Annotated in this window: 1 protein-coding gene and 1 pseudogene; both read left to right on the forward strand. The window is 64.7% G+C overall.

Translation table 11 applies throughout. The features are described 5' to 3' along the window. Positions 1 to 723 precede the first annotated feature (723 nt). A complete protein-coding gene (locus ACUN0G_RS24480; protein WP_445574505.1) occupies positions 724 to 13,647 on the forward strand; it encodes an amino acid adenylation domain-containing protein in 12,924 nt (4,307 codons plus the stop codon). Then, a pseudogene (locus ACUN0G_RS24485) lies at positions 13,644 to 25,061 on the forward strand (amino acid adenylation domain-containing protein); the annotation flags it as partial. The gene ACUN0G_RS24480 and the pseudogene ACUN0G_RS24485, both read left to right, overlap by 4 nt. Positions 25,062 to 25,174: the final 113 nt, after the last annotated feature.

Raw genomic sequence — 25,174 nt, forward strand, 5'->3', positions numbered from 1 at the left:
GCAAAAGCAAGATCCAGAGCGAAAGCAGAGCTGCTTTTCTGTGGGAGCGGGCTTGCTCGCGAAAAACCTGAGAGCGCCGCGTTCATCCAGAATGCCCGCGTCATCGTTAACGACCTTCGCGAGCAAGCCCGCTCCCACATTTGGACCGTGCCCGCTTTAGATTTTGATTTGGCTTTTGCTCTTCAACACTCAAGCCGGCCGGTAGGCCGCTGTGCTCTGGCTTTTGATCTTGATCTTGATCTTAGGCGCCCCGTTAAACCACGCTGGCCGAACGCAGGCTTTGGAGCGTGGGTAACCCGGCAGGACGCCGGGTTAGCCGCGCTGGGCCAAGGATGGCCCATCGCGGCGGCCCACGGTCCAAAGCCGGAGTGAGGGCACTCCGAGCCTAGGCGAGGAGCCGAGTGGTGGGGCAAGAGCGTTTTGCTTACTTTTGCGCTCTTCAAAAGTGAGCCGCTGTAAGAGCGGAACCAATACAAGCCATCACCCAAATAACGGATATGCCCCCCCTCCAACAAATACGAAAGTTCCCCCAAGCCAGCCGCTTTGTCCCCGCTTCCCATGTCACCCCCCACCCCCCGAATCCTCTAATTTCCAAACCCTGCGGGAAGCCACCCGATCCTCGACCGCGCCCGCGCTTTAACCCGGGCCTCCCAGGCACTTACGCGACAGCTGAAAACGGACTTTCTCCTCAACCGTATCCGACTCAAAAAAGCAGGTTACCCCATGCAGTTCAGCAAACTACTGGCAGCTCTTTCCACCCACCCGATCCGCCTGCAAATGGACGAAGGCGACCTGATCATCCTGGGTGACGACGACGCGCTGGATGACGCCCTATGGGACCAACTGATCGCCCACAAACCCCAACTGCTCGACCTCGTCGCCCAACACGGCGGCGACTGGCTCAGCCCGGCTTACCGCATCACCCCGGACATGCTGCCCCTGGTCAACCTCGACCAACCCGCCATCGACCGCATCGTCGCCAGCATCCCCGGCGGCGCGGCGAATGTGCAGGACATCTACCCCCTGGCGCCACTCCAGGAAGGCATGCTCTACCACCACCTGTCAGCCCACCAGGGCGACCCCTACGTGCTGCACGCCCAGTTCGTGTTCGACAGCCGCGCCCGTCTTGAAACCTTCGCCCAGGCCCTGCAATGGGTCATCGACCGCCACGACATCCTGCGTACCTCGATGGCCTGGGAACGCCTGGACGAACCCCTGCAAGTGGTCTGGCGCAAAGCCTCCCTGGCCTGCGAAGAAGCCCGCCTTGATGGCGATGCAATGACCCAACTGCAAGCCCTCTACGACGCCCGCAACTACCGCATGGACCTCGGCCAGGCACCGCTGCTGCGCCTGGTGTTCGCCGAAGACCCGCGCAACCAGCGCGTGGTCGCCATGCTGCTGTTCCATCACACCATCCTCGACCACACCGCCCTCGACGTAGTGCGCCGCGAGATTCAGCTGCACCTCGCCGGCCAGACCGAACAGGCCGGCGCTCCGGTACCGTTTCGCAACTACATCGCCCAGGTCCGCCACGGCGTCAGCGAACAGGCTCACGAAGCGTTCTTCCGCGAAATGCTCGCCGACATCGATGAACCCACCCTGCCGTTCGGCCTCCAGGATGTGCAGGGTGACGGCCATGGCATCGACGAAACCCGAATCACCGTCGACAGCGATCTAAGTCGCCGTCTACGGGCCCAGGCCAGGCCGTTGGGTGTCAGCCCCGCCAGCGTGATGCACCTGGCACTGGCCCAGGTGCTGGGCAAGGTGTCCGCCCGCGAGTCCGTGGTGTTTGGCAGCGTGATGCTCGGCCGCATGGGCGCGGGCGAGGGCTCCGATCAGGCCCTGGGCATGTTCATCAACACCCTGCCGCTACGGGTGGACGTGGGCGAACAAAGCGTGCGCGACGGGGTGCAAACCACCCACAAACGCCTGACCGAATTGCTCAACCACGAACACGCCTCCCTGGCCCTGGCCCAGCGTTGCAGCGGTGTGGCCGCACCCACGCCGTTGTTCAGTGCAATCCTCAACTACCGTCACAGCGATGCCTCGGACACCCAGGCGGTGATCGACATCGCCGAAGGCATCCAGGTGCTGGGCGCCGAAGAGCGCACCAACTACCCGTTGACGGTCAACGTTGATGACCTGGGCGAGGGCTTTGCCTTTACCGTGATGGTGGACGCCTCCATCGGCGCGGCGCGCATTGCCGATTACCTGCACACCGCCCTGGAGAACCTGGTGCTGGCCCTGGAGCAAACCCCAGACGCACCGTTGCACAGTCTGGGCATCCTGCCTGCCGCCGAACGCCAACATCTGCTGCACGGCCTTAACGCCAGCACCCAGCACTACGCCGATTCAGCCCTGATCCACCAGCAAGTCGAAGCCCACGCCGCCAGCCATCCAGAGGCCGTCGCGCTGCGCTTTGAACACCGACATCTGAGCTACCGCGAGCTGAACGAACGCGCCAACCAGGTTGCGCACTGCCTGCTCAAGCATGGCATTCGCCCCGACGACCGTGTGGCGATCTGCGTCGAGCGCGGCCTGGAAATGATCATCGGCCTGCTGGGGATCCTCAAGTCTGGTGCGGGCTACGTACCAATCGATCCGGCCTACCCCCAGGAGCGCATCGCCTACACCCTGCAAGACAGCGCGCCGCTGGCAGTGCTGGTGCAGGACAACACCCGTCATCTGGTGGGCGACGTCACGTCGATCGACCTCAACAGCCTGCAACACGAGCCCATCGTTAACCCCAACGTTGCGATCAGCTCGTCCAGCCTCGCCTATGTGATCTACACCTCCGGCTCCACCGGCTTGCCCAAGGGGGTGATGATCGAACACCGCAACGTCGCGCGGTTGTTCAGTGCCACCGAGCACTGGTTCAAGTTCAACGCCAGTGACACCTGGGCGCTGTTCCACTCGTTTGCCTTTGACTTCTCCGTGTGGGAAATCTGGGGCGCGCTGATGCACGGCGGGCAGTTGCTGGTAGTGCCGCAGCTGGTCAGCCGTTCACCGGACGAGTGTTATGCACTGCTGTGCGAAGCCGGGGTAAGCATTCTCAACCAGACGCCGAGCGCGTTCCGCCAATTGATCGCGGCACAGGGCCGCAGCCAGCAGCTGCACTCGCTGCGTCAGGTCATCTTCGGCGGTGAAGCCCTGGAGCCGGGCATTCTCAAACCGTGGTACGCCCGGGTGACCAACTCGGGTACGCGGCTGGTCAACATGTATGGCATCACCGAAACCACCGTGCACGTGACTTATCGCGCGTTGGAAGCCGCAGATGCACTGCTGGTGGGCGTGAGCCCGATTGGCGTGCGCATTCCCGACTTGCAGCTGTATGTGCTGGACGCCCGCCGCGAACCGGTGCCGAGCGGTGTGGTCGGCGAGTTATACGTCGGCGGTGCCGGTGTGGCGCGGGGTTATCTCAACCGTGATGAGCTGACCGCCGAACGCTTTCTGGCGGACCCCGTCACCGGCCTGCGCCTGTACAAGACCGGAGACCTCGGCCGGTTGCTGGCCGACGGCAGTGTCGAGTACCTGGGGCGCAACGATGACCAGGTGAAGATTCGCGGTTTCCGTATCGAACTGGGGGAAATCGAAGCACGCCTGGCTACCTGTGACGGCGTGCGTGAGGCCGTGGTGATCGCCCGCGAAGACGAGCCGGGCGACAAGCGTCTGGTGGCCTACGTGATTGCCCAGCCGGACCACGTGCCCACCGCCGCCGAGCTGCGGGACCACCTGCTGCTGTCCCTGGCCGAATACATGGTGCCCAGCGCCTTCGTACTGCTGGACACGTTCCCGCTCACCACCAACGGCAAGCTCGACCGCAAGGCCTTGCCGGCACCCGATGCCGACGCCCTGGCCCGTCGTGGTTATGAAGCGCCACAAGGCGCGGTGGAAACCGCGATTGCCAGCCTCTGGCAAGACCTGCTGAAGATCGACCGGGTCGGGCGCCAGGACAACTTCTTCGAGCTGGGTGGCCATTCCTTGCTGGCGGTCAAACTGATCGAGCGCATGCGCCAGCTGGAGTTGAGCGCCGATGTGCGGGTGCTGTTCGGCCAGCCAACGTTGGCCGCGCTGGCCGCTGCGGTGGGCGGGCAGCAGGAAGTGCAGGTCCCGGCCAACCTGATCAGCGAAGCGACCCGGCACATCACTCCCGATATGCTGCCGCTGGTGGACCTCGACCAGCAGGCCATCGACCATATCGTCGCCAGCGTGCCCGGCGGTATCGGTAACGTGCAGGACATCTACGGCCTGGCCCCGTTGCAGGCCGGCATCCTCTATCACCACCTGGCGACCACCGAGGGCGACCCCTACGTGTTGCAGGTGCAGTTCAGCTTCAGCGGCCATGAGCCGGTCGAGGCGTTTATCCGTGCGCTGCAAAGCGTGATCGAGCGCAACGATATTCTGCGCACCGGCATCATGTGGGAAGGCCTGGACGAGCCGGTGCAAGTGGTCCTGCGCCAGGCACTGCTGGTGGTTGAGCAGGTCGACGTGAATCCACACAGCGACGTTCTGGCACAACTGCAAGCACGCTTCGACCCACGCCACTATCGCCTCGACCTGTCCCGCGCCTCGCTGATGCGCTTTGCCTACGCCGAGGATCAGGGCCGTCATGTCGGCATCCTGCTGCTGCACCACATCCTGCTGGACCACACCGCGTTGCAGGTGCTGGTGGAAGAAATGAGCGCCAACCTCGCAGGCGAAACCGGCCTGCTGCCGGACGCCGTGCAATACCGCAATTACGTGGCCCAGGCGCGCCTCGGTGTGAGCGCTGCGCAGCATGAAGCGTTCTTCAGCGAGATGCTCGGCGATATCGACGAGCCGACCCTGGCCTTCGGTTTGCACGATGTGAATCGCGACGGCAGCGGTGTGCGTGAAGCGCACTTGCCAGTGGACCCGGCCCTCAGCCTCGGCCTGCGGGAACAAGCCCGCCAGTTGGGTGTGAGTGCCGCCAGCCTGGTGCACCTGGCATGGGCGCAAGTCCTCGGCCAGGTATCGGGCCAGGACGAGGTGGTATTCGGCACGGTATTGCTGGGCCGTATGCAAGGCGGGGAGGGTGCCGACCGGGCGCTGGGGATGTTCATCAATACCTTGCCGCTGCGGGTCAGCGTCGGCGCGGTGGGGGTGCAGGCCGGCGTACGCGCCACCCACGCGCGGCTCGCGCAGTTGCTGGGGCACGAACACGCGTCCTTGTCCCTGGCCCAGCGTTGCAGTGGCGTGTCCGGCGCGCTGCCGCTGTTCAGCACCTTGCTCAACTATCGTCACAGTGCCCCGGGCGAAGCGCCAGGTGCCAGCCCGTTCGCCGACGCCGGGATCGAAATCCTCAGCTCCGAGGAACGCAGCAACTACCCGCTGGTGCTGAACGTCGACGACCTCGGTGTGGATTTTGCGCTGACGGTGCAAGGCGTAGCCGAAGTGGATGTGCAGCGCGTCGGCGACTACATGCTCAGTGCCTTGCGCAACCTGGTGACGGCGCTGCAACAGGCGCCGACTACTGCGCTGCATCAAGTGTCGATCCTGCCGCCTGCCGAGCGGCAACAAGTGCTCGTGGGTTTCAACGCCACCGCCCGCGACTACCCGGCCGGGGAAACCGTTCACGCTCTCTTCGAAGCCCAGGCCCTGGCCAGCCCGGACGCCGTGGCGGTGGTGCATGGCCATGCGTCACTGGGTTACCGCGATCTCAACCTGCGGGCCAATCGCCTGGCCCACTATTTGATCGATCAAGGCGTAAACCCGGGGGACAGCGTGGTCATCGCGCTGCCACGCTCCATCGACCTGTTGGTCAGCCAGTTGGCGATCCTCAAGTGTGCGGCGGTCTATGTGCCGCTGGACGTCAATGCGCCTGAAGAGCGCCAGGCATTTATGGTGCAGGACAGCCATGCCAAACACGTGCTGAATGACCTCGCTGCGCTGAACCTCGGGACGCAGCCTGGGCATAACCCGAACCTTGCCCAGTCGGCGGAAAGCGTGGCGTACATCATGTACACCTCCGGCTCCACCGGGGCACCGAAAGGTGTGCAGGTGCCCCATCGCGCGGTCACCCGGCTGGTGATCAACAATGGCTATGCCGACTTCAACTCGCGTGACCGTGTGGCCTTCGCCTCGAACCCGGCGTTCGACGCCAGCACCCTCGACGTGTGGGCGCCGCTGCTCAATGGCGGCTGCGTGGTGGTGGTCGAACACGCCACCTTGCTGTCCCAGGCCGCTTTCGCTGCTCTGTTGCAGGAGCAATCCGTCAGCGTTCTGTGGATGACGGCGGGGCTGTTCCACCAATACGCCGATGGGCTGATGCCGATGTTCCGCCAGTTGCGCTACCTGATCGTCGGCGGCGATGTGCTCGACCCGCAGGTGATCGGCCGGGTGCTGGAGCACGGCGCGCCGCAGCATCTGTTGAATGGCTACGGCCCCACCGAAGCCACCACGTTTTCCACCACGTTCGAGATCACGTCAGTGGGTGAGGGCGGTATTCCGATTGGCCGACCCATTGGCAACAGCCGTGCCTACGTGCTGGATGCGCGGCAGCAGCCGGTGCCGCTGGGCGTCGTCGGCGAGCTGTACATCGGTGGCGCGGGCGTGGCCAAGGGGTACCTGAACCAGCCGCAACTGACCGCCGAGAAGTTTATCGTCGACCCGTTCGGCGACGGCCTGCTGTACCGCACCGGCGACCTGGCGAGTTGGCAGGCGGACGGCACCTTGCTGTACCAGGGCCGCAACGACCATCAGCTGAAAATTCGGGGTTTCCGTATCGAGCCCGGCGAAATCGAAAGTTGCCTGGCCAGCTATTCCGGCGTGAAAGACACGGTGGTGCTGGCCCGCGAAGATGAACCCGGCGACAAGCGCCTGGTGGCGTACTACACCGCCCAGGCGCCGTTGAGCATTGAAGCGTTGCGTGCGCACCTGCAAAGCCGGTTGCCGGACTACATGGTGCCGTCGGCCTATGTCTGGCTGGAACTGTTGCCGCTGACCGCGAATGGCAAGCTGGACCGCAAGGGCCTGCCGGCGCCGGATCAGGCGTCGCTGCTCAGCCGTGGTTTCGAAGCCCCCGAGGGCGAGGTGGAAACCCTGCTGGCGCAGATCTGGCAGGACGTCTTGAAGGTCGAACGGGTCGGGCGCTTTGATCACTTCTTTGAGCTGGGCGGCCATTCATTGCTGGCGGTCAGCCTGATCGAACGCATGCGCCAGGCTGGCCTGAGCGCCGATGTGCGGGTGCTGTTCAACCAGCCAAGCCTGGCGGCGCTGGCGGCCGCAGTGGGCAGTGGCCGGGAGATCGTGGTACCGGCCAACGGCATTGCGCCGGATTGCCAGCGCATCACGCCGTCGATGCTGACCCTGGTCACGCTGGATCAAGCGGCCATCGATCGTATTGTGGCCACGGTGCCCGGCGGTGCGGCCAACGTGCAGGACATCTACCCGCTGGCACCGTTGCAGGAAGGCATTCTTTACCACCACATCAGCGCTGAACAGGGCGACCCGTACCTGCTGCAATCGCGCATGGCGTTTGACAGCGTTGAGCGTTTGCAGGCCTTTATGGGCGCGCTGCAAAAGGTCGTGGCGCGCCACGATATCCTGCGCACCGGCGTGGTGTGGGAAGGCTTGGACAGCCCGGTGCAAGTGGTGTGGCGTCATGCCGAGTTGGTCGTACACCACATCCCGCTGGACCCGGCCGATGGCGACGTGATTGAACAGCTGCACGCACGCTTCGATGCCCGCCACTATCGCCTGGACATCACCCAGGCACCGCTGTTGCGCATGGTGTATGCGCAGGACCCGGCCAACCAACGGGTCGCGGCGATCCTGCTGTTCCATCACCTGGCGCTGGACCACACCGCCATGGAAGTGGTTGGCCAGGAAATGCGTGCGTTCCTGTTCAACCAGGCCGATGACTTGCCGGTCGCGGCACCGTTCCGCAACTATGTGGCCCAGGCCCGCCTGGGCGTCAGCGCCCAGGAGCACGAGCAGTTCTTCCGTGAAATGCTCGCCGATGTCGACGAGCCCACGCTGCCCTTCGGCGTGCAGGATGTGCAGGGCGATGGTCGGGATATCGAAGAGGCCGAGTGGCCCGTCGATGCAGGGTTGGCGCTGCGGATTCGTGAACAGGCGCGGCAACTGGGGGTCAGCGCTGCGAGCCTGATGCACTTGGCCTGGGGCCAGGTACTCGGCCTCGCGTCGGGCCGTCAGGACGTGGTATTCGGCACCGTATTGATGGGCCGCATGCAAGCCGGCGAAGGCGCCGACCGGGCGCTGGGCATGTTCATCAACACCTTGCCGCTGCGGGTGGATGTGGGCGCCAGCGCGGTTCGTGCCGGGGTCAAGGCGACTCATGCCCGGCTCAGCGCGTTGCTGGGCCATGAGCATGCATCCCTGGCGCTGGCCCAGCGGTGCAGCGGCGTGCCGACCTCGATGCCGTTGTTCAGTGCCTTGCTCAACTACCGCCACAGCACCCCGGGCGAAATGGCCCGCGACGGCCACGGTATCTGGGAAGGCGTGCAGTTGCTGGGCGGCGAAGAACGCAGCAATTACCCGCTGACCCTGAGCGTGGACGACCTGGGCACAGGCTTCGGCCTGACGGTGCTGGCCCTGGAGTCCATCGGTGCGCAACGCCTGTGTGACTACATGCACAGCGCGCTGGAACAGTTGGTGGACGCTCTTGAACAAACGCCGGAAACGCCGCTGAATCAGTTGTCGGTACTGCCTGCTGCCGAGCGCGAAAAACTCCTGCGTACCTTCAACGCCACCGCCCGTGATTACCCTCAAGGGCACACCCTGCACGCTGTTTTCGAGGCCCAGGCCGAGCGCCTGCCGCAGGCGATTGCGCTGAGCCAGGACGGCCAGCACCTCACGTACCAACAGCTCAACCAACGTGCCAATCAGCTGGCTCATCACCTGCTGGCGTTGGGCGTGCAGCCCGACGACCGCGTGGCGATCTGCTGCCGACGCGGCCCGCAGATGCTGGTGGGCCTGCTGGCGATTCTCAAGTCAGGCGCGGCCTACGTCCCGGTAGACCCGGCTTACCCGGCCGATCGCATCGCTTACCTGCTGCAAGACAGCGCACCGGTCGCGGTACTGGCCGAGGAGAGCACCCGTGGCGTGCTCGGTGAGGTGGCCATCGTCGACCTGCATGGCGCGTATTCCGGTGAGACTAATCCCCAGATCGCCAGCCTGAACCCGGCGAACCTCGCCTACGTGATCTACACCTCCGGCTCCACCGGCCAGCCCAAAGGGGTGATGGTGGAACACCGCACTGTGGAAAACCTGGTGCACTGGCACTGCGAAGCCTTTGACCTGCACGCCCATAGCCACACCAGCAGCGTGGCCGGGTTCGGCTTTGATGCCATGGCCTGGGAAGTCTGGCCGGCGTTGTGCGTAGGGGCGACCCTGCACCTGCCACCGGCCCAGGTGGGCAATGAAAACATCGACGAACTGCTGGCCTGGTGGCTGGCGCAACCGCTGGAGGTGAGCTTCCTGCCCACGCCGGTGGCCGAATACGCCTTCAGCCAGGAGCTTGAACACCCAAGCCTGCGCACCCTGTTGATCGGCGGTGATCGCCTGCGCCAGTTCAATCAGGCGCGCCGTTTCGCGGTGATCAACAACTACGGCCCGACCGAAGCCACGGTGGTCGCCACCTCTGGCCGCGTGCACACCGGTCAGCCGCTGCATATCGGCAAGCCGATGACCAATGCCACGGTGTACCTGCTTGATGAGCAACAGCGTCCGGTGCCGGTGGGTGTGGCAGGCGAGTTGTACGTGGGCGGTCGCGGTGTGGCCCGTGGGTATTTGAATCGCCCGGACTTGACCGCCGAACGCTTCCTCGATGACCCGTTCAACCTGGGCCGCATGTACCGCACCGGCGACCTGGCGCGCTGGCTGCCGGATGGGAATATTGAATACTTGGGCCGCAACGACGACCAGGTAAAAGTCCGGGGTGTGCGCATCGAGCTGGGGGAAATCGAAACGCGCCTGACCGCCGTCGACGGCGTCAAGGAAGCCGTGGTGCTGGTGCGCGACGGCCGCTTGGTCGCCTGGTTCACCGGACAAAAACCGCTGGATATCGAAACCCTGCGCGCCGAGCTGCACAGCCAACTGCCCGAGGCCATGGTGCCGGTGGCTTACGTGAAGCTCGACAGCTGGCCCCTGACCGCCAACGGCAAGCTCGACCGCAAGGCCCTGCCGGCGCCGGATCAGGCCGCCATGCTCAGCCGTGAATACGAAGCGCCGCAAGGCGACGTCGAAACCACCCTGGCGCGGATCTGGGCCGAGGTGTTGCAGGTGGAGCAAGTGGGCCGCCATGACCATTTCTTTGAGCTGGGTGGCCATTCATTGCTGGCGGTGAGTCTGATCGAGCGCATGCGCCAGGTCGGCCTGAGCGCCGATGTGCGGGTGCTGTTCAGCCAGCCGACATTGGCCGCATTGGCAGCAGCAGTGGGCAGCGGCCGGGAAGTGGTGGTGCCGGTCAATGGCATTGCTGCCGATTGCCAGCACATCACGCCCTCGATGCTGCCATTGGTGGAGCTGGATCAGCCGACCATCGACCAGATCGTCGCCAGCGTGCCGGGCGGTGCCGCCAATGTGCAGGACATTTACCCGCTGGCGCCGTTGCAGGAAGGCATTCTTTATCACTACCTCACGGCGGAGCAGGGTGATCCGTACCTGCTGCAATCGCACCTGGCATTCGATACCCAGGCGCGCCTGGACAGTTTCGCCCAGGCCTTGCAGCAGGTGATCGACCGCCACGACATCCTGCGTACCGGCGTGGTATGGGAAGGCTTGGCGCAGCCGGTGCAAGTGGTATGGCGCAAGGCTCGATTGAAGGTTGAAGCGCTGCATCTGGACGGTGATGTGCTGGCCGGCCTGCATCAGCGTTTCGACGCCCGGCGCTACCGGCTGGACATCGCCCAGGGGCCGCTGATCCGCCTGATGTACGCCAAGGACCCGGCCAATCAGCGGGTGGTGGCGGTGCTGCTGTATCACCACATCGTGCTCGACCACACCGCGTTCGACGTGGTGCTGCGGGAAATGCAGGGCTACCTGCTGGGGCACACCGCACCGCAGGCCGCGCCAATGCCTTATCGCAACTACGTGGCCCAGGCGCGACTGGGTGTCAGCGAGCAGGAGCATGAAGGGTTCTTCCGCGAGATGCTCGGCGATATCCATGAGCCGACGCTGCCGTTTGGCTTGCAGGATGTGCAGGGTGATGGTCGGGATATCGAAGCGTTCACGCATCACCTGGACGCGGCCGTCAGCCGTCGCTTGCGGGCCCAGGCGCGCCTGCTGGGCGTGAGCACCGCGAGCCTGTTCCACCTCGCATGGGCGCAGGTGTTGGCGGTGACGTCGGGCAAGCCGAACGTGGTGTTTGGCACGGTGCTGGTCGGCCGGATGCAGGGCGGCGAGGGCGCGGACCGGGCCCTTGGCGTGTTTATCAATACTCTGCCGTTGCGTCTGGATATCGACGGGCAAGGCGTGCGCGACAGCGTGCGCAGCACCCATGCCCGGCTCACCGCGCTGCTGGGCCATGAACATGCCTCCCTGGCCCTGGCCCAACGTTGCAGCGGGGTGGCGGCGCCGCTGCCGCTGTTCAGCTCGATGCTCAATTATCGTCACCGGGGCGGCGCCACTCGTTCACAGGACGCGCAGCACGCCTGGGAAGGCATGCAGACCCTGACTAATGACGGGCGCACCAACTATCCGTTGACCCTGAACGTCGATGACCTGGGGGACGGTTATGACTTCACCGCGTTGATCTCGGCCCAGGTGGGCGCACAACGGGTCTGCGGCTATATGCAGATGGCGTTGACCCAGTTGGTGAATGCCCTGGAGCATGCGCCGCACCAGGCCCTTGATCGCCTGCCGATCCTGAGGGATACAGAGCGCCAGCAACTGCTGTTTGATTTCAATGCCACCGAGGTTGATTACGACCTCGCGCAGACCCTGCACGGCCTGTTCGAGGCCCAGGTCGAGCGCACGCCGGATGCATTGGCGGTGAAGGCCGGTGAGCAATGCCTGACCTATGCCGAGCTGAACCAGCGCGCCAACCAACTGGCGCATCACCTGCGTGAACTGGGCGTGCAGCCGGATTCGCGGGTGGCGATTTGCGTCGAGCGTGGCCTGGAGATGGTCATTGGTCTTTTTGCGATCCTCAAGGCCGGTGGTGGTTATGTGCCGCTGGACCCGGCGTACCCGCTGGATCGCCTGGCCTACATGCTGCAAGACAGCCAGCCTGCGGCGCTGCTGGTGCAGGGCGCTACCCGTTCGTTACTGGGCGACGTGACGGTGCCGGTGGTGGATCTCGACCAGAACACCTGGTCGCACCAGCCTCTGTCCAACCCACAGGTTCCCGGCTTGAACGCGCAGCACCAGGCCTACGTGATCTATACATCCGGCTCCACCGGCCAGCCCAAGGGCGTGATCAACGAGCATGCCGGTGTGGTCAACCGCCTGCTGTGGATGCAGGACGCCTACGGCCTGAACGCCACTGACGCGGTACTGCAGAAAACCCCGTTCAGCTTCGATGTGTCGGTATGGGAGTTCTTCTGGCCCCTGTTCACCGGTGCCCGGTTGGTCATGGCACGCCCCGGCGGGCACAAGGACCCGGCTTACCTGTGCGAGGTGATCCAAGCCGAACGGATCACCACCTTGCACTTTGTGCCGTCGATGCTCGACGTGTTCCTGGCCCACGGTGATGTCAGCCAGAGTGCGGGGCTGCTGCGGGTGATGTGCAGCGGCGAAGCCTTGCCCGGCAGCCTGGTGCGGCGCTTCAAGCAGCAATTGCCCGGCATCGGCTTGTACAACCTCTATGGCCCGACGGAAGCCGCGGTGGACGTGACCGCCTGGAACTGCGCCAGGCCCGTGGTGCCGGACAACACGCCTATCGGCAAGCCGATTGCCAACACCCGCATGTACCTGTTGGATGCCCGGTTGCAACCGGTGCCGCTGGGCGTGGTGGGTGAGCTGTTTATCGCCGGTGTGCAAGTGGCTCGCGGCTACCTGCACCGTCCCGAACTGACGGCCGAGCGCTTCCTCAAGGACCCGTTCAACCCAGGCCGGATGTACCGCACCGGTGACGTCGGGCGCTACCTGCCGGATGGCAATATCGAGTACCTGGGCCGTAATGACGACCAGGTGAAAATCCGTGGCCTGCGTATCGAGCTTGGAGAAATCCAGGCGCGGCTGACCGAGTATCCGCAAGTCAATGAAGCGGCGGTGTTGGCCCGGGACGAACGCCTGGTGGCGTACTACACCGGCGTGCCAGCCGATATCGAACAGTTGCGGGCGCACCTGCTGGCGCGCTTGCCGGACTTCATGGTGCCTGCGGTATTCGTGCATCTGGACGCTCTGCCCCTGAGCCCCAACGGCAAGCTCGACCGCAAGGCCTTGCCGACGCCGGGTGTGGAATCACTGATCGTGCGCGAGTACGAAGCCCCCGTGGGCGATACCGAAATCACCCTGGCGCGGCTGTGGGCCGAGCTGCTGAAGGTGGAGCGGGTAGGGCGTCACGACAACTTTTTCGAGCTGGGAGGGCACTCGTTGCTGGCCGTCAGCTTGATCGGACGCTTGCGTCAGGAAGGCATGGAAGCCGATGTGCGGGGCCTGTTCGAACAGCCGACCCTGGCCGGCTACGCCGCAATTACCGAACGAATGGAGATCGTCCTGTGAGCATCATCGAACTGTTGGCGACACTCAAGGCCAAGGATGTGCAACTGGCGCTCAAGGGCGATCAGTTGTCGGTGCAAGGCAACAAACAGGCCCTGAGCGACGCGGCATTGGTGGCCTCGCTGCGGGAACACAAGCCGGCGCTGATCGAGCTGATCAAGGCGGGGGAATACTCGGCCACCAAGGCCGGTGAGGTGCAGGTCCCGGCCAATGGTATTGCGCCGGGCGCTACCTCGATTACCCCGCTGATGCTGACCCTGTCGACCCTCAGCCAGGCGTCCATCGACCGCATCCTCGAGACCGTCGAGGGTGGCGTCGCCAACGTACAGGACATCTACCCGCTGGCACCGTTGCAGGAGGGCATCCTCTACCACCATGTGAGTGCCGAGCACGGCGACCCGTACATCATGCAGTCGCTGTTTGCCTTCGACAGCGTTGAGCGTTTCGAGGGGTTTGCCCAGGCCTTGCAACAGGTGATCGACCGTCACGACATCCTGCGGACCGGCGTGGTGTGGGAAGGCCTGGAAGAACCGTCGCAAGTGGTCTGGCGCACGGCGCGCCTGCCGGTGCAGGCGATTGAACTGGACCCGGCAGACGGCGATATCGCCGCCCAGTTGCATCGCCTGTTCGATGGCCGCCATTACCGCATGGACGTGACCCGCGCGCCGCTGCTGCGCCTGGTGCGGGCCTGGGATGAAGCCGGCCAGCGCGTGGTGGCCATGCTGTTGTTCCACCACATGGCACTGGACCACAGCGCCCTGGAAGTGGTCTGCCACGAGATGCAAGCCTGCCTGCTGGGCAGGGCGGGGGAACTGGGCCAGGCGGTGCCATTTCGCAACTACGTTGCCCAGGCGCGCCTGGGCATCAGCGAGCAGGAGCACGAAGGGTTCTTCCGGCAGATGCTCGGCGACATCAGCGAGCCCACCTTGCCCTACGGCCTGCAGGATGTGCAGGGCGATGGCGATAACATCCAGGAGATCAGCCTGCCGCTGGCCCCGGAGCTGAGCCGGCGCTTGCGCGCCCAGGCCCGACAGTTGGGCGTCAGCGCCGCGAGCCTGTTCCACATGGGTTGGGCCCAGGTTCTGGGAGTGCTGGCGGGCAAGGAGCAGGTGGTGTTCGGTACGGTGCTGATGGGCCGTATGCAGGGCAGCCACGACACTGACCGTGCCCTGGGGATCTTTATCAACACCTTGCCATTGCGGGTGGATGTGGGTGCCGAAGACGTGCGCACCGGGGTCAAGGCGACCCATGCCCGCCTGACCACCCTGCTGCGTCACGAACACGCGGCGCTGGCCCTGGCCCAACGTTGCAGTGGTGTAGTGGCGCCGACGCCGCTGTTCAGCGCGTTGCTCAACTACCGCCATAGCGCAGGCGGCGCAAGCGCCGAAGCGGTCTCGGCCTGGCAGGGTATTCAAGCGTTGCGCTCCGAGGAACGCACCAACTACCCGTTGACCCTGAGCGTCGACGACCTGGGCGAAGACTTCAGCCTGAGCCTGTTGGCCAGCGCCCAGGTTGATCCGCAGCGGGTGTGCGCTTATCTGCAAACTGCCCTGGGGAACCTGGTACAGGCGCTGGAACAGGCACCCGAAACACCCTTGAATCGCTTGTCGGTGATGCCCGAGGCTGAGCAGCGGCAGCTTCTGGAGCAGTTCAACGCGACAGCCATCGACTTCCCCCAAGGCACCACCCTGCACGGGCGTATCGAGGCCCAAACCCTGCTGACTCCGGACGCGGTGGCTGCCGTGTATCAGGGCCGCCAGTTGACCTACGCCGAGTTGAATCAACAAGCCAATCTGCTGGCCCATCACCTGCTGGCGCTGGGGGTAAAACCCGACGACCGCGTGGCCATCGTCGCCCGGCGCGGGCTGGACACCCTGGCCGGATTGCTGGCGATCCTCAAGGCCGGTGCCTGCTACGTACCGGTGGACCCGTCGCACCCGGCCGAGCGCCTGAGCTACCTGCTCAGCGACAGCGCCCCGGTCGCGGTGCTGACGCAACACGCCCTGCTGGAGCGCCTGCCTGCACTCGACGTGCCGGTGATCAACCTGGACCGTTTTACCTGGCATCACCATACGGCCAGCAACCCGCACGTCGCTGTCACGCCGTCCAACCTGGCCTACGTGATCTACACCTCCGGCTCCACCGGCCTGCCCAAAGGTGTGATGGTGGAACACCACACCGTGGCCAACCTGGTGGACTGGCATTGCACCGCGTTTGACCTGTGCGCCGGCCGACATACTGCCAGCGTTGCCGGTTTCGGCTTTGACGCGATGGCCTGGGAAGTCTGGCCGGCCCTGTGTGTGGGCGCGACCTTGCACCTGCCGCCGGCCCACGACGGCGCGGAAGATATCGACGCGCTGCTGGACTGGTGGCGCGCGCAACCGCTGGACGTGTGTTTCCTGCCCACGCCGGTGGCCGAATATGCCTTCAGCCAGAACATCGAACACCCGAGCCTGCGCACCTTGCTGATTGGCGGCGACCGCCTGCGCCAGTTCACCCGCGCCCAGCGTTTCGAGGTGATCAACAACTACGGCCCCACCGAAGCCACGGTGGTCGCCACCTCCGGGGGAATTGAACCCGGGCAGCCACTGCACATTGGCAAACCCATCGCCAATGCCCGGGTTTACCTGTTGGACGAACTGCAGCGCCCGGTGCCCATGGGCGTTGCCGGTGAACTGTATGTGGGCGGCAAGGGCGTGGCGCGGGGTTATCTGAACCGTCCGCAAATGACTGCCGAACGCTTTCTGGATGACCCTTTCAATCCGGGCCGTATGTACCGCACCGGCGACCTCGCGCGTTGGTTGCCGGACGGGAATATCGAGTACCTGGGCCGCAACGACGACCAGGTGAAAATCCGTGGGGTGCGCATCGAGCTGGGAGAAATCGAAACCCGCCTCAACCAACTGCCTGGCCTTCAGGAAGTGGTGGTGCTGGCCCGTGAGGACCAGCCCGGCCAGCCCCGGCTGGTGGCTTACTTCACCGAAAACCCGCAGTTCGATCCCCTCGATGTGGGCGATATTCGTGCGCATCTGGTGGCGCACCTGCCGGACTACATGGTCCCGGTGGCCTACGTAAAACTCGATGCATTGCCCCTGACCGCCAACGGCAAGCTGGACCGCAAGGCCCTGCCAAAACCGGACCTGGCCGCCGTCTTCACTCGCGAGTACGAGGCGCCTCATGGCGATATCGAAACCGTCCTCGCGCAGATCTGGGCCGACGTGCTGCAAGTGGAACGTGTTGGGTGCCAGGATCATTTCTTTGAGTTGGGCGGCCATTCGTTGCTGGCCATGCGCATGGTGTCCCAGGTTCGTCAGCGCCTTGGGGTTGATCTGGCGCTGGGGGAGTTGTTCGCCAATGCCGAACTGGCGGCCGTGGCGCAGGTGCTTGCCCAGGCCGGGCGCAGCACCTTGCCGGATATCCTGCCGGCGGCGCGGGACACGGAGTTGCCGTTGTCGTTTGCCCAGCAACGCCTGTGGTTTCTGGCGTTGATGGAGGGTGCCAACACCGCCTACAACATTCCTATCGGCCTGCGCTTGCGTGGGCAGTTGCACGTCGATGCGTTGCAACGGGCCCTGGCGCGGATCGTCGCGCGGCATGAAACCTTGCGCAGCCGGTTCGCCCAGCAGGATGACGACGCCCAGGTGCTGATCGTGCCGCCTGAAGAGGTGATGCCCCTGCAAGTGCAGGACCTGCGCCGCCACCCCGAAGCACAGCAGGTGCTGGACGCCTTGGTCCAGGGCGAAGCCTCGGCGCCTTTCGATTTGCAGCGCGGCCCGTTGTTGCGCGGGCGCCTGGTGATCATGGCCGATGATCATCACGTGTTGCTGCTGACCCTCCACCACATCGTGTCCGATGGCTGGTCCATGGGCGTGCTGACCCGCGAACTGATGGCGCTGTATCAGGCCTTCAGTCGCGGTGAGGCTGATCCATTGCCGCCATTGCCGATCCAGTACAGCGACTTCGCCGTGTGGCAGCGCCTGTGGCTCAGCGGTGAAGTGTTGCATCGCCAGAGCAGCTATTGGCAGCAAACCCTGGCCGGTGCGCCGGCGTTGCTGATGTTGCCGACCGACCGTCCACGCCCGGCCCAGCAGGACTACGCCGGCAGCAGCGTCGACGTGCACCTGGACGAGCGCCTGACCGCCGGGCTCAAGGCCCTCAGCCAGCGCCACGGCACCACGCTGTACATGGTGATGATGACGGCGTGGGCCTCGTTGCTCGCGCGCTTGGCCGGGCAGGAGGAAGTGGTGATTGGCTCGCCCGTCGCCAACCGCCAGCGGGCCGAGGTGGAAGGCTTGATCGGGCTGTTCGTCAACACCCTGGCGGTGCGCATCGATACCTCGGGCGAGCTGAGCGCCGAGGCGCTGCTGGCGCGGGTCAAGGGGCTGGCCCTGGACGCCCAGGCTCATCAGGATCTGCCGTTTGAGCAGGTGGTGGAAATCACCCGGCCATTGCGCAGCCTGGCTCATAGCCCGCTGTTCCAGACAATGTTGACCTGGCAGGACAGTGACGCGCCGGTACTGGCCCTCGGCGACCTGAGCCTTGAAGGCATTGTGGAGGACAGTCACTTTGCCAAGTTCGACCTGTCCCTCAACCTCGGCGAGACCCGCGGCGAAATTCGCGGCACCCTGGAATACGCCATCGCGTTGTTCGACGAGTCGACCATGCAGCGTTATGTCGGCTATTTCACCCGCGTGCTGCAGGCCATGGTGGATAACGATCAGGCGGTGCTGGAACAGGCTGACTTGCTGGACGATCAGGAGCGCCAGCATCTGCTGTCCGACTTCAACGACACCGCCGTGGGTTACAACCTCGACCAGACGCTGCACGGTATGTTCGAAGCCCAGGTGGCGAGAACGCCGGATGCGCTGGCGGTGAAGGCAGGCTCGGAGTGCCTGAGCTATCGCGAGCTGAACGAACGGGCCAATCAGTTGGCGCACCATCTGCGGGAGCTGGGTGTGCAGCCGGATTCGCGGGTGGCGATTTGCGTCGAGCGCGGCCTGGAGATGGTCATTGGCCTGTTCGCGATCCTCAAGGCGGGCGGCGGTTATGTGCCGCTGGACCCGGCGTATCCGCTGGAACGTATCGCCTACATGCTCAAGGACAGCGCACCGGCCGCCGTGCTGGTACAGGGCGAAACCCGTTCACTGCTGGGTGACGTGACGGTGCCGGTGGTGGACCTGGACCGGAACACCTGGCAGCACCAATCAACGTCCAACCCACGAGTGGATGGGCTGACCGCGCAGCATCAGGCCTACGTGATCTACACCTCGGGTTCTACCGGCCAACCGAAAGGCGTGATCAACGAGCACGCGGGTGTGGTCAACCGCCTGCTGTGGATGCAGGACGAGTACGGGCTGACTGCCCAGGACAGGGTGTTGCAGAAAACTCCGTTCAGCTTCGATGTGTCGGTGTGGGAGTTTTTCTGGCCGCTGTTCACCGGCGCCCGGTTGGTCATGGCGCGTCCTGGCGGGCATAAAGACCCGGCCTACCTGTGTGATGTGATCGAGTCCGAGCAGATCACCACACTGCACTTTGTGCCTTCGATGCTGGACGTGTTCCTGGCCCACGGCGATGTCAGCCAGAGCGCTGGGCTGGTGCGGGTGATGTGCAGCGGTGAAGCGCTCCCCGGCAGCCTGGTGCGCCGTTTCAAGCAGCAGTTGCCGGGCATCGGTTTGTACAACCTCTACGGCCCGACGGAAGCGGCGGTGGACGTGACGGCGTGGGATTGCGCCGGCCCCGTCACGCCGGACAACATCCCCATCGGCAAGCCGATTGCCAACACCCGCATGTACCTGCTGGACGGGCAGTTGCAGCCGGTGCCATTGGGCGTGGTGGGCGAGTTGTTCATCGGTGGCGTGCAAGTGGCGCGGGGTTACTTGCACCGCCCTGAGCTGACGGCCCAACGCTTCCTCAAGGACCCGTTCAGCGACGGCCGGATGTACCGCACCGGCGACGTCGGGCGCTACCTGCCGGACGGCACCATCGAGTATTTGGGCCGCAACGATGACCAGGTGAAAATCCGTGGGCTGCGCATCGAGCTGGGTGAGATTCAGGCGCGACTGCTGCAATACCCGCAGATCAACGAAGCCGCCGTGGTCGCCCGCGATTCACGGCTGGTGGCTTACTACACCGGCGTGCAGGCCGACATCGACGCCCTGCGCAGCCATCTGCTGGAGCAGTTGCCGGACTACATGGTGCCGGCGACCTTCATGCACCTGGAGGCCTTGCCCCTGAGTCCCAACGGCAAGCTCGACCGCAAGGCATTGCCGGTACCGGGCCTGGAATCGGTGATCGCGCGGGAATACGTCGCGCCTGTGGGTGAAACCGAAATCACCCTGGCCGGCCTCTGGGCTGATTTGCTCAAGGTGGAGCGGGTCGGTCGGCATGACAATTTCTTCGAGCTGGGCGGCCACTCGCTGCTGGCCGCCAGCCTGATCGGCCGCATGCGCCGGGTCGGGTTGTCGGCGGATGTGAAAGTGTTGTTTGGTCAGCCCACCCTTGCAGCCTTGGCGGCTGCCGTGGGTGGTGGTCGCGAAGTGGTGGTGCCGGCCAATGGGATTGCTGCGGATTGCACGCGGATCACCCCGGACATGCTCCCGCTGGTGAACCTGGAGCAGGCTGCCATCGACCGCCTTGTTACGAGCATTCCCGGCGGCGCGGCCAACGTGCAGGACATCTACCCGCTGGCGCCGTTGCAGGCCGGGATCCTGTATCACCATCGCGCAGTGCAACAGGGTGACGCGTACCTGTTACAGGCGCAGTTTGCCTTCGCCGGCGTCGAGCGCCTTGAAGCGTTTGCCCAGGCGTTGCAGGCAGTGATCGAGCGGCAGGATATCCTGCGCTCGTCGATGCACTGGGACGGGCTGGAAGAACCGGTGCAAGTGGTGTGGCGCCGGGCGTCGTTGCAGGTCGAGGCGATTCAGGCGGCGGGCGATGTGCTGGAGCACTTGCAGGCGCGCTTCCATCAGCACCGCCTGGACCTGGGACAGGCACCGTTGATGCGCCTGGTGTACGCCGAAGACCCGGCCAACCAGCGGGTGGTTGCGTTGTTGCTGTTCCATCATCTGGTGATGGACCACGTGGCGCTGGAAGTCCTGCAGCACGAGATGCAAGCCTGTCTGTTGGGCCATCACGAGCAGTTGGGTGCGGCGGTGCCGTATCGCAACTATGTGGCGCAGACGCGCTTGGGCATGCGTGAGGACGAGCACGAAGCATTCTTCCGCGAGATGCTCGGGGAGATTGATGAGCCGACGCTGGCGTTGAATGCACCGGGTGAAGCACAGCAGGCGCGCCTGAGTGTCGACCCACTGTTGAACGGGCGCCTGCGCACCCTGGCGCGTCATCTTGGGGTGAGCGCCGCCAGCCTGATGCACCTGGCTTGGGCGCAGGTATTGGGCAAGGTTTCCGGCCGTGAGCAGGTGGTGTTCGGCACCGTGTTGCTGGGCCGGTTGCAAGGCGGTGAAGGCGCCGAGCGCGCATTGGGCGTGTTCATCAATACCTTGCCGCTACGGGTCGACCTGGGGGAGCGCACGGTGCACGCGGCGCTGATGGCGACCCATGCCAGCCTGACCCAACTGCTCAGTCACGAGCATGCGTCACTGGCCCTGGCCCAGCGTTGCAGCGGGCTGCCGGCCAATACGCCGCTGTTCAGCGTGCTGTTCAACTATCGCCACAGCGCGCCGCACGCCGGTGGGGTGGCTGAAGCCTGGCAGGGCATGCACGTGCTGAAGGCCGAGGAACGCACCAACTTTGCCCTGTCCCTGAGTGTCGATGACCTGGGTGACGGGTTTAGCTTTGATGTCATGGGGCAGGGCGCGCCACGTCTCTGTGAGTACCTGCATGTCGCCCTGGAACACCTGGTACAAGCCCTGGAGCAAAATGCTGCGGGCTCAATCAGCCAACTGTCGATTCTGCCGCCGGCAGAGCGTGAAAAGCTGCGGGTGGCGTTCAACGCCACCCAACGGGAGTTCCCGCACGAACATACCGTGCAGCGCCTGTTCGAAGCCCAGGCCCAGGCGCGCCCGAGCGCCGTCGCTGTGGCGCATGGCGAGGACACCCTGAGTTACGGCGCGCTGAACACCCGCGCCAACCAACTGGCCCATCACCTGCGCACCTTGGGCGTGCAGCCTGGCGATCACGTGGCGATCCTGCTGCCGCGCTCGATTGACTTGGTGCTCAGTCAACTGGCAATCCTGAAATGCGCGGCGGCCTACGTGCCGCTGGACATCAACGCCCCGGCCGAGCGCCAGGCCTTTATGGTGCAGGACAGCGGCGCGGTCTGGCTGTTGACCCACAGCAGCGAGTCCGTCGAGTACCCGACCCGACGCATCGACCTCGACACCCTGGCGCTGGACCCGCAACCGAGCCACAACCCGGACCTGTCGCAGTCCTCCGAGCGGGTGGCGTACATCATGTACACCTCCGGCTCCACCGGCACCCCCAAAGGCGTGCTGGTGCCGCACCGGGGCATCACGCGGCTGGTGATCAACAACGGCTATGCCGATTTCAGCGCCCATGATCGCGTGGCGTTCGCCTCCAACCCGGCGTTCGACGCGAGCACCATGGACGTGTGGGGGCCGCTGCTGAACGGCGGCCAGGTGCTGGTGATCGACCATGCCACCTTGCTCGACCCGGGCGCGTTTGGCCGAGTATTGAAGGCGGGCGGGGCGACGATCCTGTTCGTCACCACCGCGCTGTTCAACCAGTACGTGCAGCTGATTCCCGACACGTTGGCCGGGTTGCGCATCCTGTTGTGCGGCGGCGAGCGAGCGGACCCGGCGGCGTTCCGCAGCCTGCTGGCCCGGGCGCCGACGCTACGCTTGGTGCATTGCTACGGCCCGACGGAAACCACCACCTACGCCACCACCTATGAGGTGCAGGCGATCGCCGCCGATGCTGAAAGCGTGCCGATCGGCAGGCCGATTTCCAACACGCAAATCCACTTGCTGGATGCGCACTTGCAGCCGGTGCCGCTGGGTGTGGTCGGGGAAATCTGCATTGGCGGGCACGGCGTGGCCAAGGGGTATCTGAACCGGCCGGAGCTGACGGCTGAAAAATTTGTCGATGATCCATTTGGCGATGGTTTGCTCTACCGCACCGGCGACCTTGGACGCTGGTCGGCGGACGGGCTGCTGGAGTGCATCGGTCGTAATGACGACCAGGTGAAGATCCGTGGCTTCCGCATTGAGTTGGGTGAAATCGAAGCGCGCCTGGCGACCTGCAACGGGATCAAGGATGTGGTGGTGCTTGCGCGGGAAGATGCGCCTGGCGATAAGCGCCTGGTGGCGTACTACACCGGCGAGCCGCTCGCCACCGACGTGCTGCGCAGCCATCTGCTGCAGCATTTGCCGGACTACATGGTGCCGTCGGCCTATGTGCCACTGGAAAAAATGCCCCTGACGGCCAACGGCAAAGTCGACCGCAAGGCCCTGCCGGTGCCTGCGATGGAAGCGCTGGTAAGCCGTGTGTTTGAAGCCCCGGCCAATGAGCTGGAACAGACCCTGGCCCGCCTCTGGGCCGAGGTGTTGAGGCTGGAGCAGGTCGGTCGGCACGACAGTTTCTTCGAACTGGGCGGCCACTCGTTGCTGGCGATCCGGCTGGTCAACCTGATGGAAGAGGCGGGGCTTGAGGTGTCGTTGGCCGAGCTGTTCCAGCACGCCAGCGTGGCTTCGGTCGCCTCGATGCTCGGTCAACGCACGACGCGGGAGGCCGACAGCTCGCTGATCACCGTGCGCGCCAGCGGCCGCCAGCCGCCATTGTTCCTGGTGCATGAATTCAGCGGCATGGACGTGTATTTCCCGGCGCTGGGCCGGCATTTGCCGGGGGACTACCCGATCTACGGCTTGCCCGGTGCGCCCCTCGGTGAACCGCAGTTGCAGACCATGGAAGGCCTGGCGGCGCGGCTGGTGGGGATCATTCAGTCGGTGCAGCCCCATGGGCCGTATCGGCTGGCGGGTTGGTCGTTTGGTGGGGTGTTGGCTTATGAAGTGGCGATGCAACTGCAGGGCCTGGACGAGCCGGTGGCGTTCCTCGGGTTGATCGACAGCTACGTGCCGCGCATGACCGACCAGGGCAAGGCGCGCTGGGCTGGGCCGGATGCCCTCAAGCGGCATTTGCTGTTGCAGTGCACGGCGTATTGGAAGGCACAGGGAGGTGTGGATGAGTTGGCGAGCCTTGAGCAACTGGAAGCGCAGATTGGACAGCTGGACTTTGCTGGTTTGCTGCAACGCTGCCGCGATCGGCATTTGTTGTACGCGCAGATGGCGGCGGCTTCGGACGCGGACCTGTTGAGTTTTATCGAGCGGGAAGTCGGGCATGGGCATGCGCTGGCGCATTACAGCCTGTTCCCGATGCCGTTGGCGGTGCACCTGTTCAGCGCCGCAGAGCGGCCGACGGAGCTGTCGCGACGCAGCCTGGATTTGGGTTGGGATGAAGCGTTGGCCCCTGGGCAACTGCGCCGGGTTGAAGTGCCGGGGGATCACCAGAGCATGATGCAGGCACCGCATATCCAGGCGTTGGGGCAGGCGTTGGGTGAGGCTCTGGCGTCGAGCGAGGCGCCGAGTGTGGCGGTGCATCAGCCGTTGTTGCGGATCCAGAGCGGACGCGCCGGGCATGCGCCGATTTTCTGTGTGCCGGGGGCGGGGGATAGCGTGACCGGGTTTGTGGGGTTGACCGAGGCGCTGGGCCGGGACTCGCCGATCTTCGGCTTGCAGCCCCGCGGGCTGGATGGGGAAGCGGTGCCGCACAGCCAGGTTGAGGCGGCGGCGCGCTGTTATTTGCAGGCCCTGGAACAGGAATGTCCTTCGGGGCCGGTGCATTTGGTGGGGCATTCGTTTGGCGGCTGGGTGGTGTTTGAAATGGCCGCGCGGTTGCAGGCCCAGGGACGTGAGGTGGCGTCGTTGACGTTGATCGACAGCGAGGCGCCCGGGGGGAATGGGGTGGTGGGTCGGCCCTATACCACGACGGCGGCGTTGTTGCGGCTGATTGAGTCGATGCAGGTGGCTTCGGGTAAGTCCCTGGGGATTGATGCGGTGGATTTTGCCGGGCGCGATGAGGTGGCCCAGCGGCGGTTGTTGCATGGGGGGATGGTGGGGGTCGGGTTGTTGCCTGCGCGGTCTTCGGTGGAGGCGATGGATGGGCCGGCGCGCACGTATGCGTCGGCGTTGCGTACGGTTTATCGGCCTGCCCGGCGGTATGAGGGGGTGGTGCGGTTGGTGTTGGCGGAGGACCCGACCCTGGATGCTGCGGGGAATCAGCGGGAGCAAGGGTTGATGGTTGAGGGGTGGCGCGGGTGCGTGGGGGTGTTGGAGGTTTGGTATGGGCCGGGGAATCATTTTTCGCTGCTCAAGGCGCCGAATGTTTTTAGTTTGGCGGCTTGGTGGCGGGATGGGGTTGTGGTTGGGGAGCGGGTTTCGTGAGTGTACATATCCATTTCTGCGGTAACGGGCACTTAGTGTCCCGCACTTACAGCGGGTCATTTTGGGCAACCTTCTGTAGGCGCGAGATTGCTCGCGAAAAACCTGAGGGCGCC

Source organism: Pseudomonas sp. 32A (assembly GCF_052682255.1).

Excerpts from the sequence above, each read along its gene's own strand:
- ACUN0G_RS24480 (WP_445574505.1), top strand. The coding sequence starts at position 724 with ATGCAGTTCAGCAAACTACTGGCAGCTCTTTCCACCCACCCGATCCGC.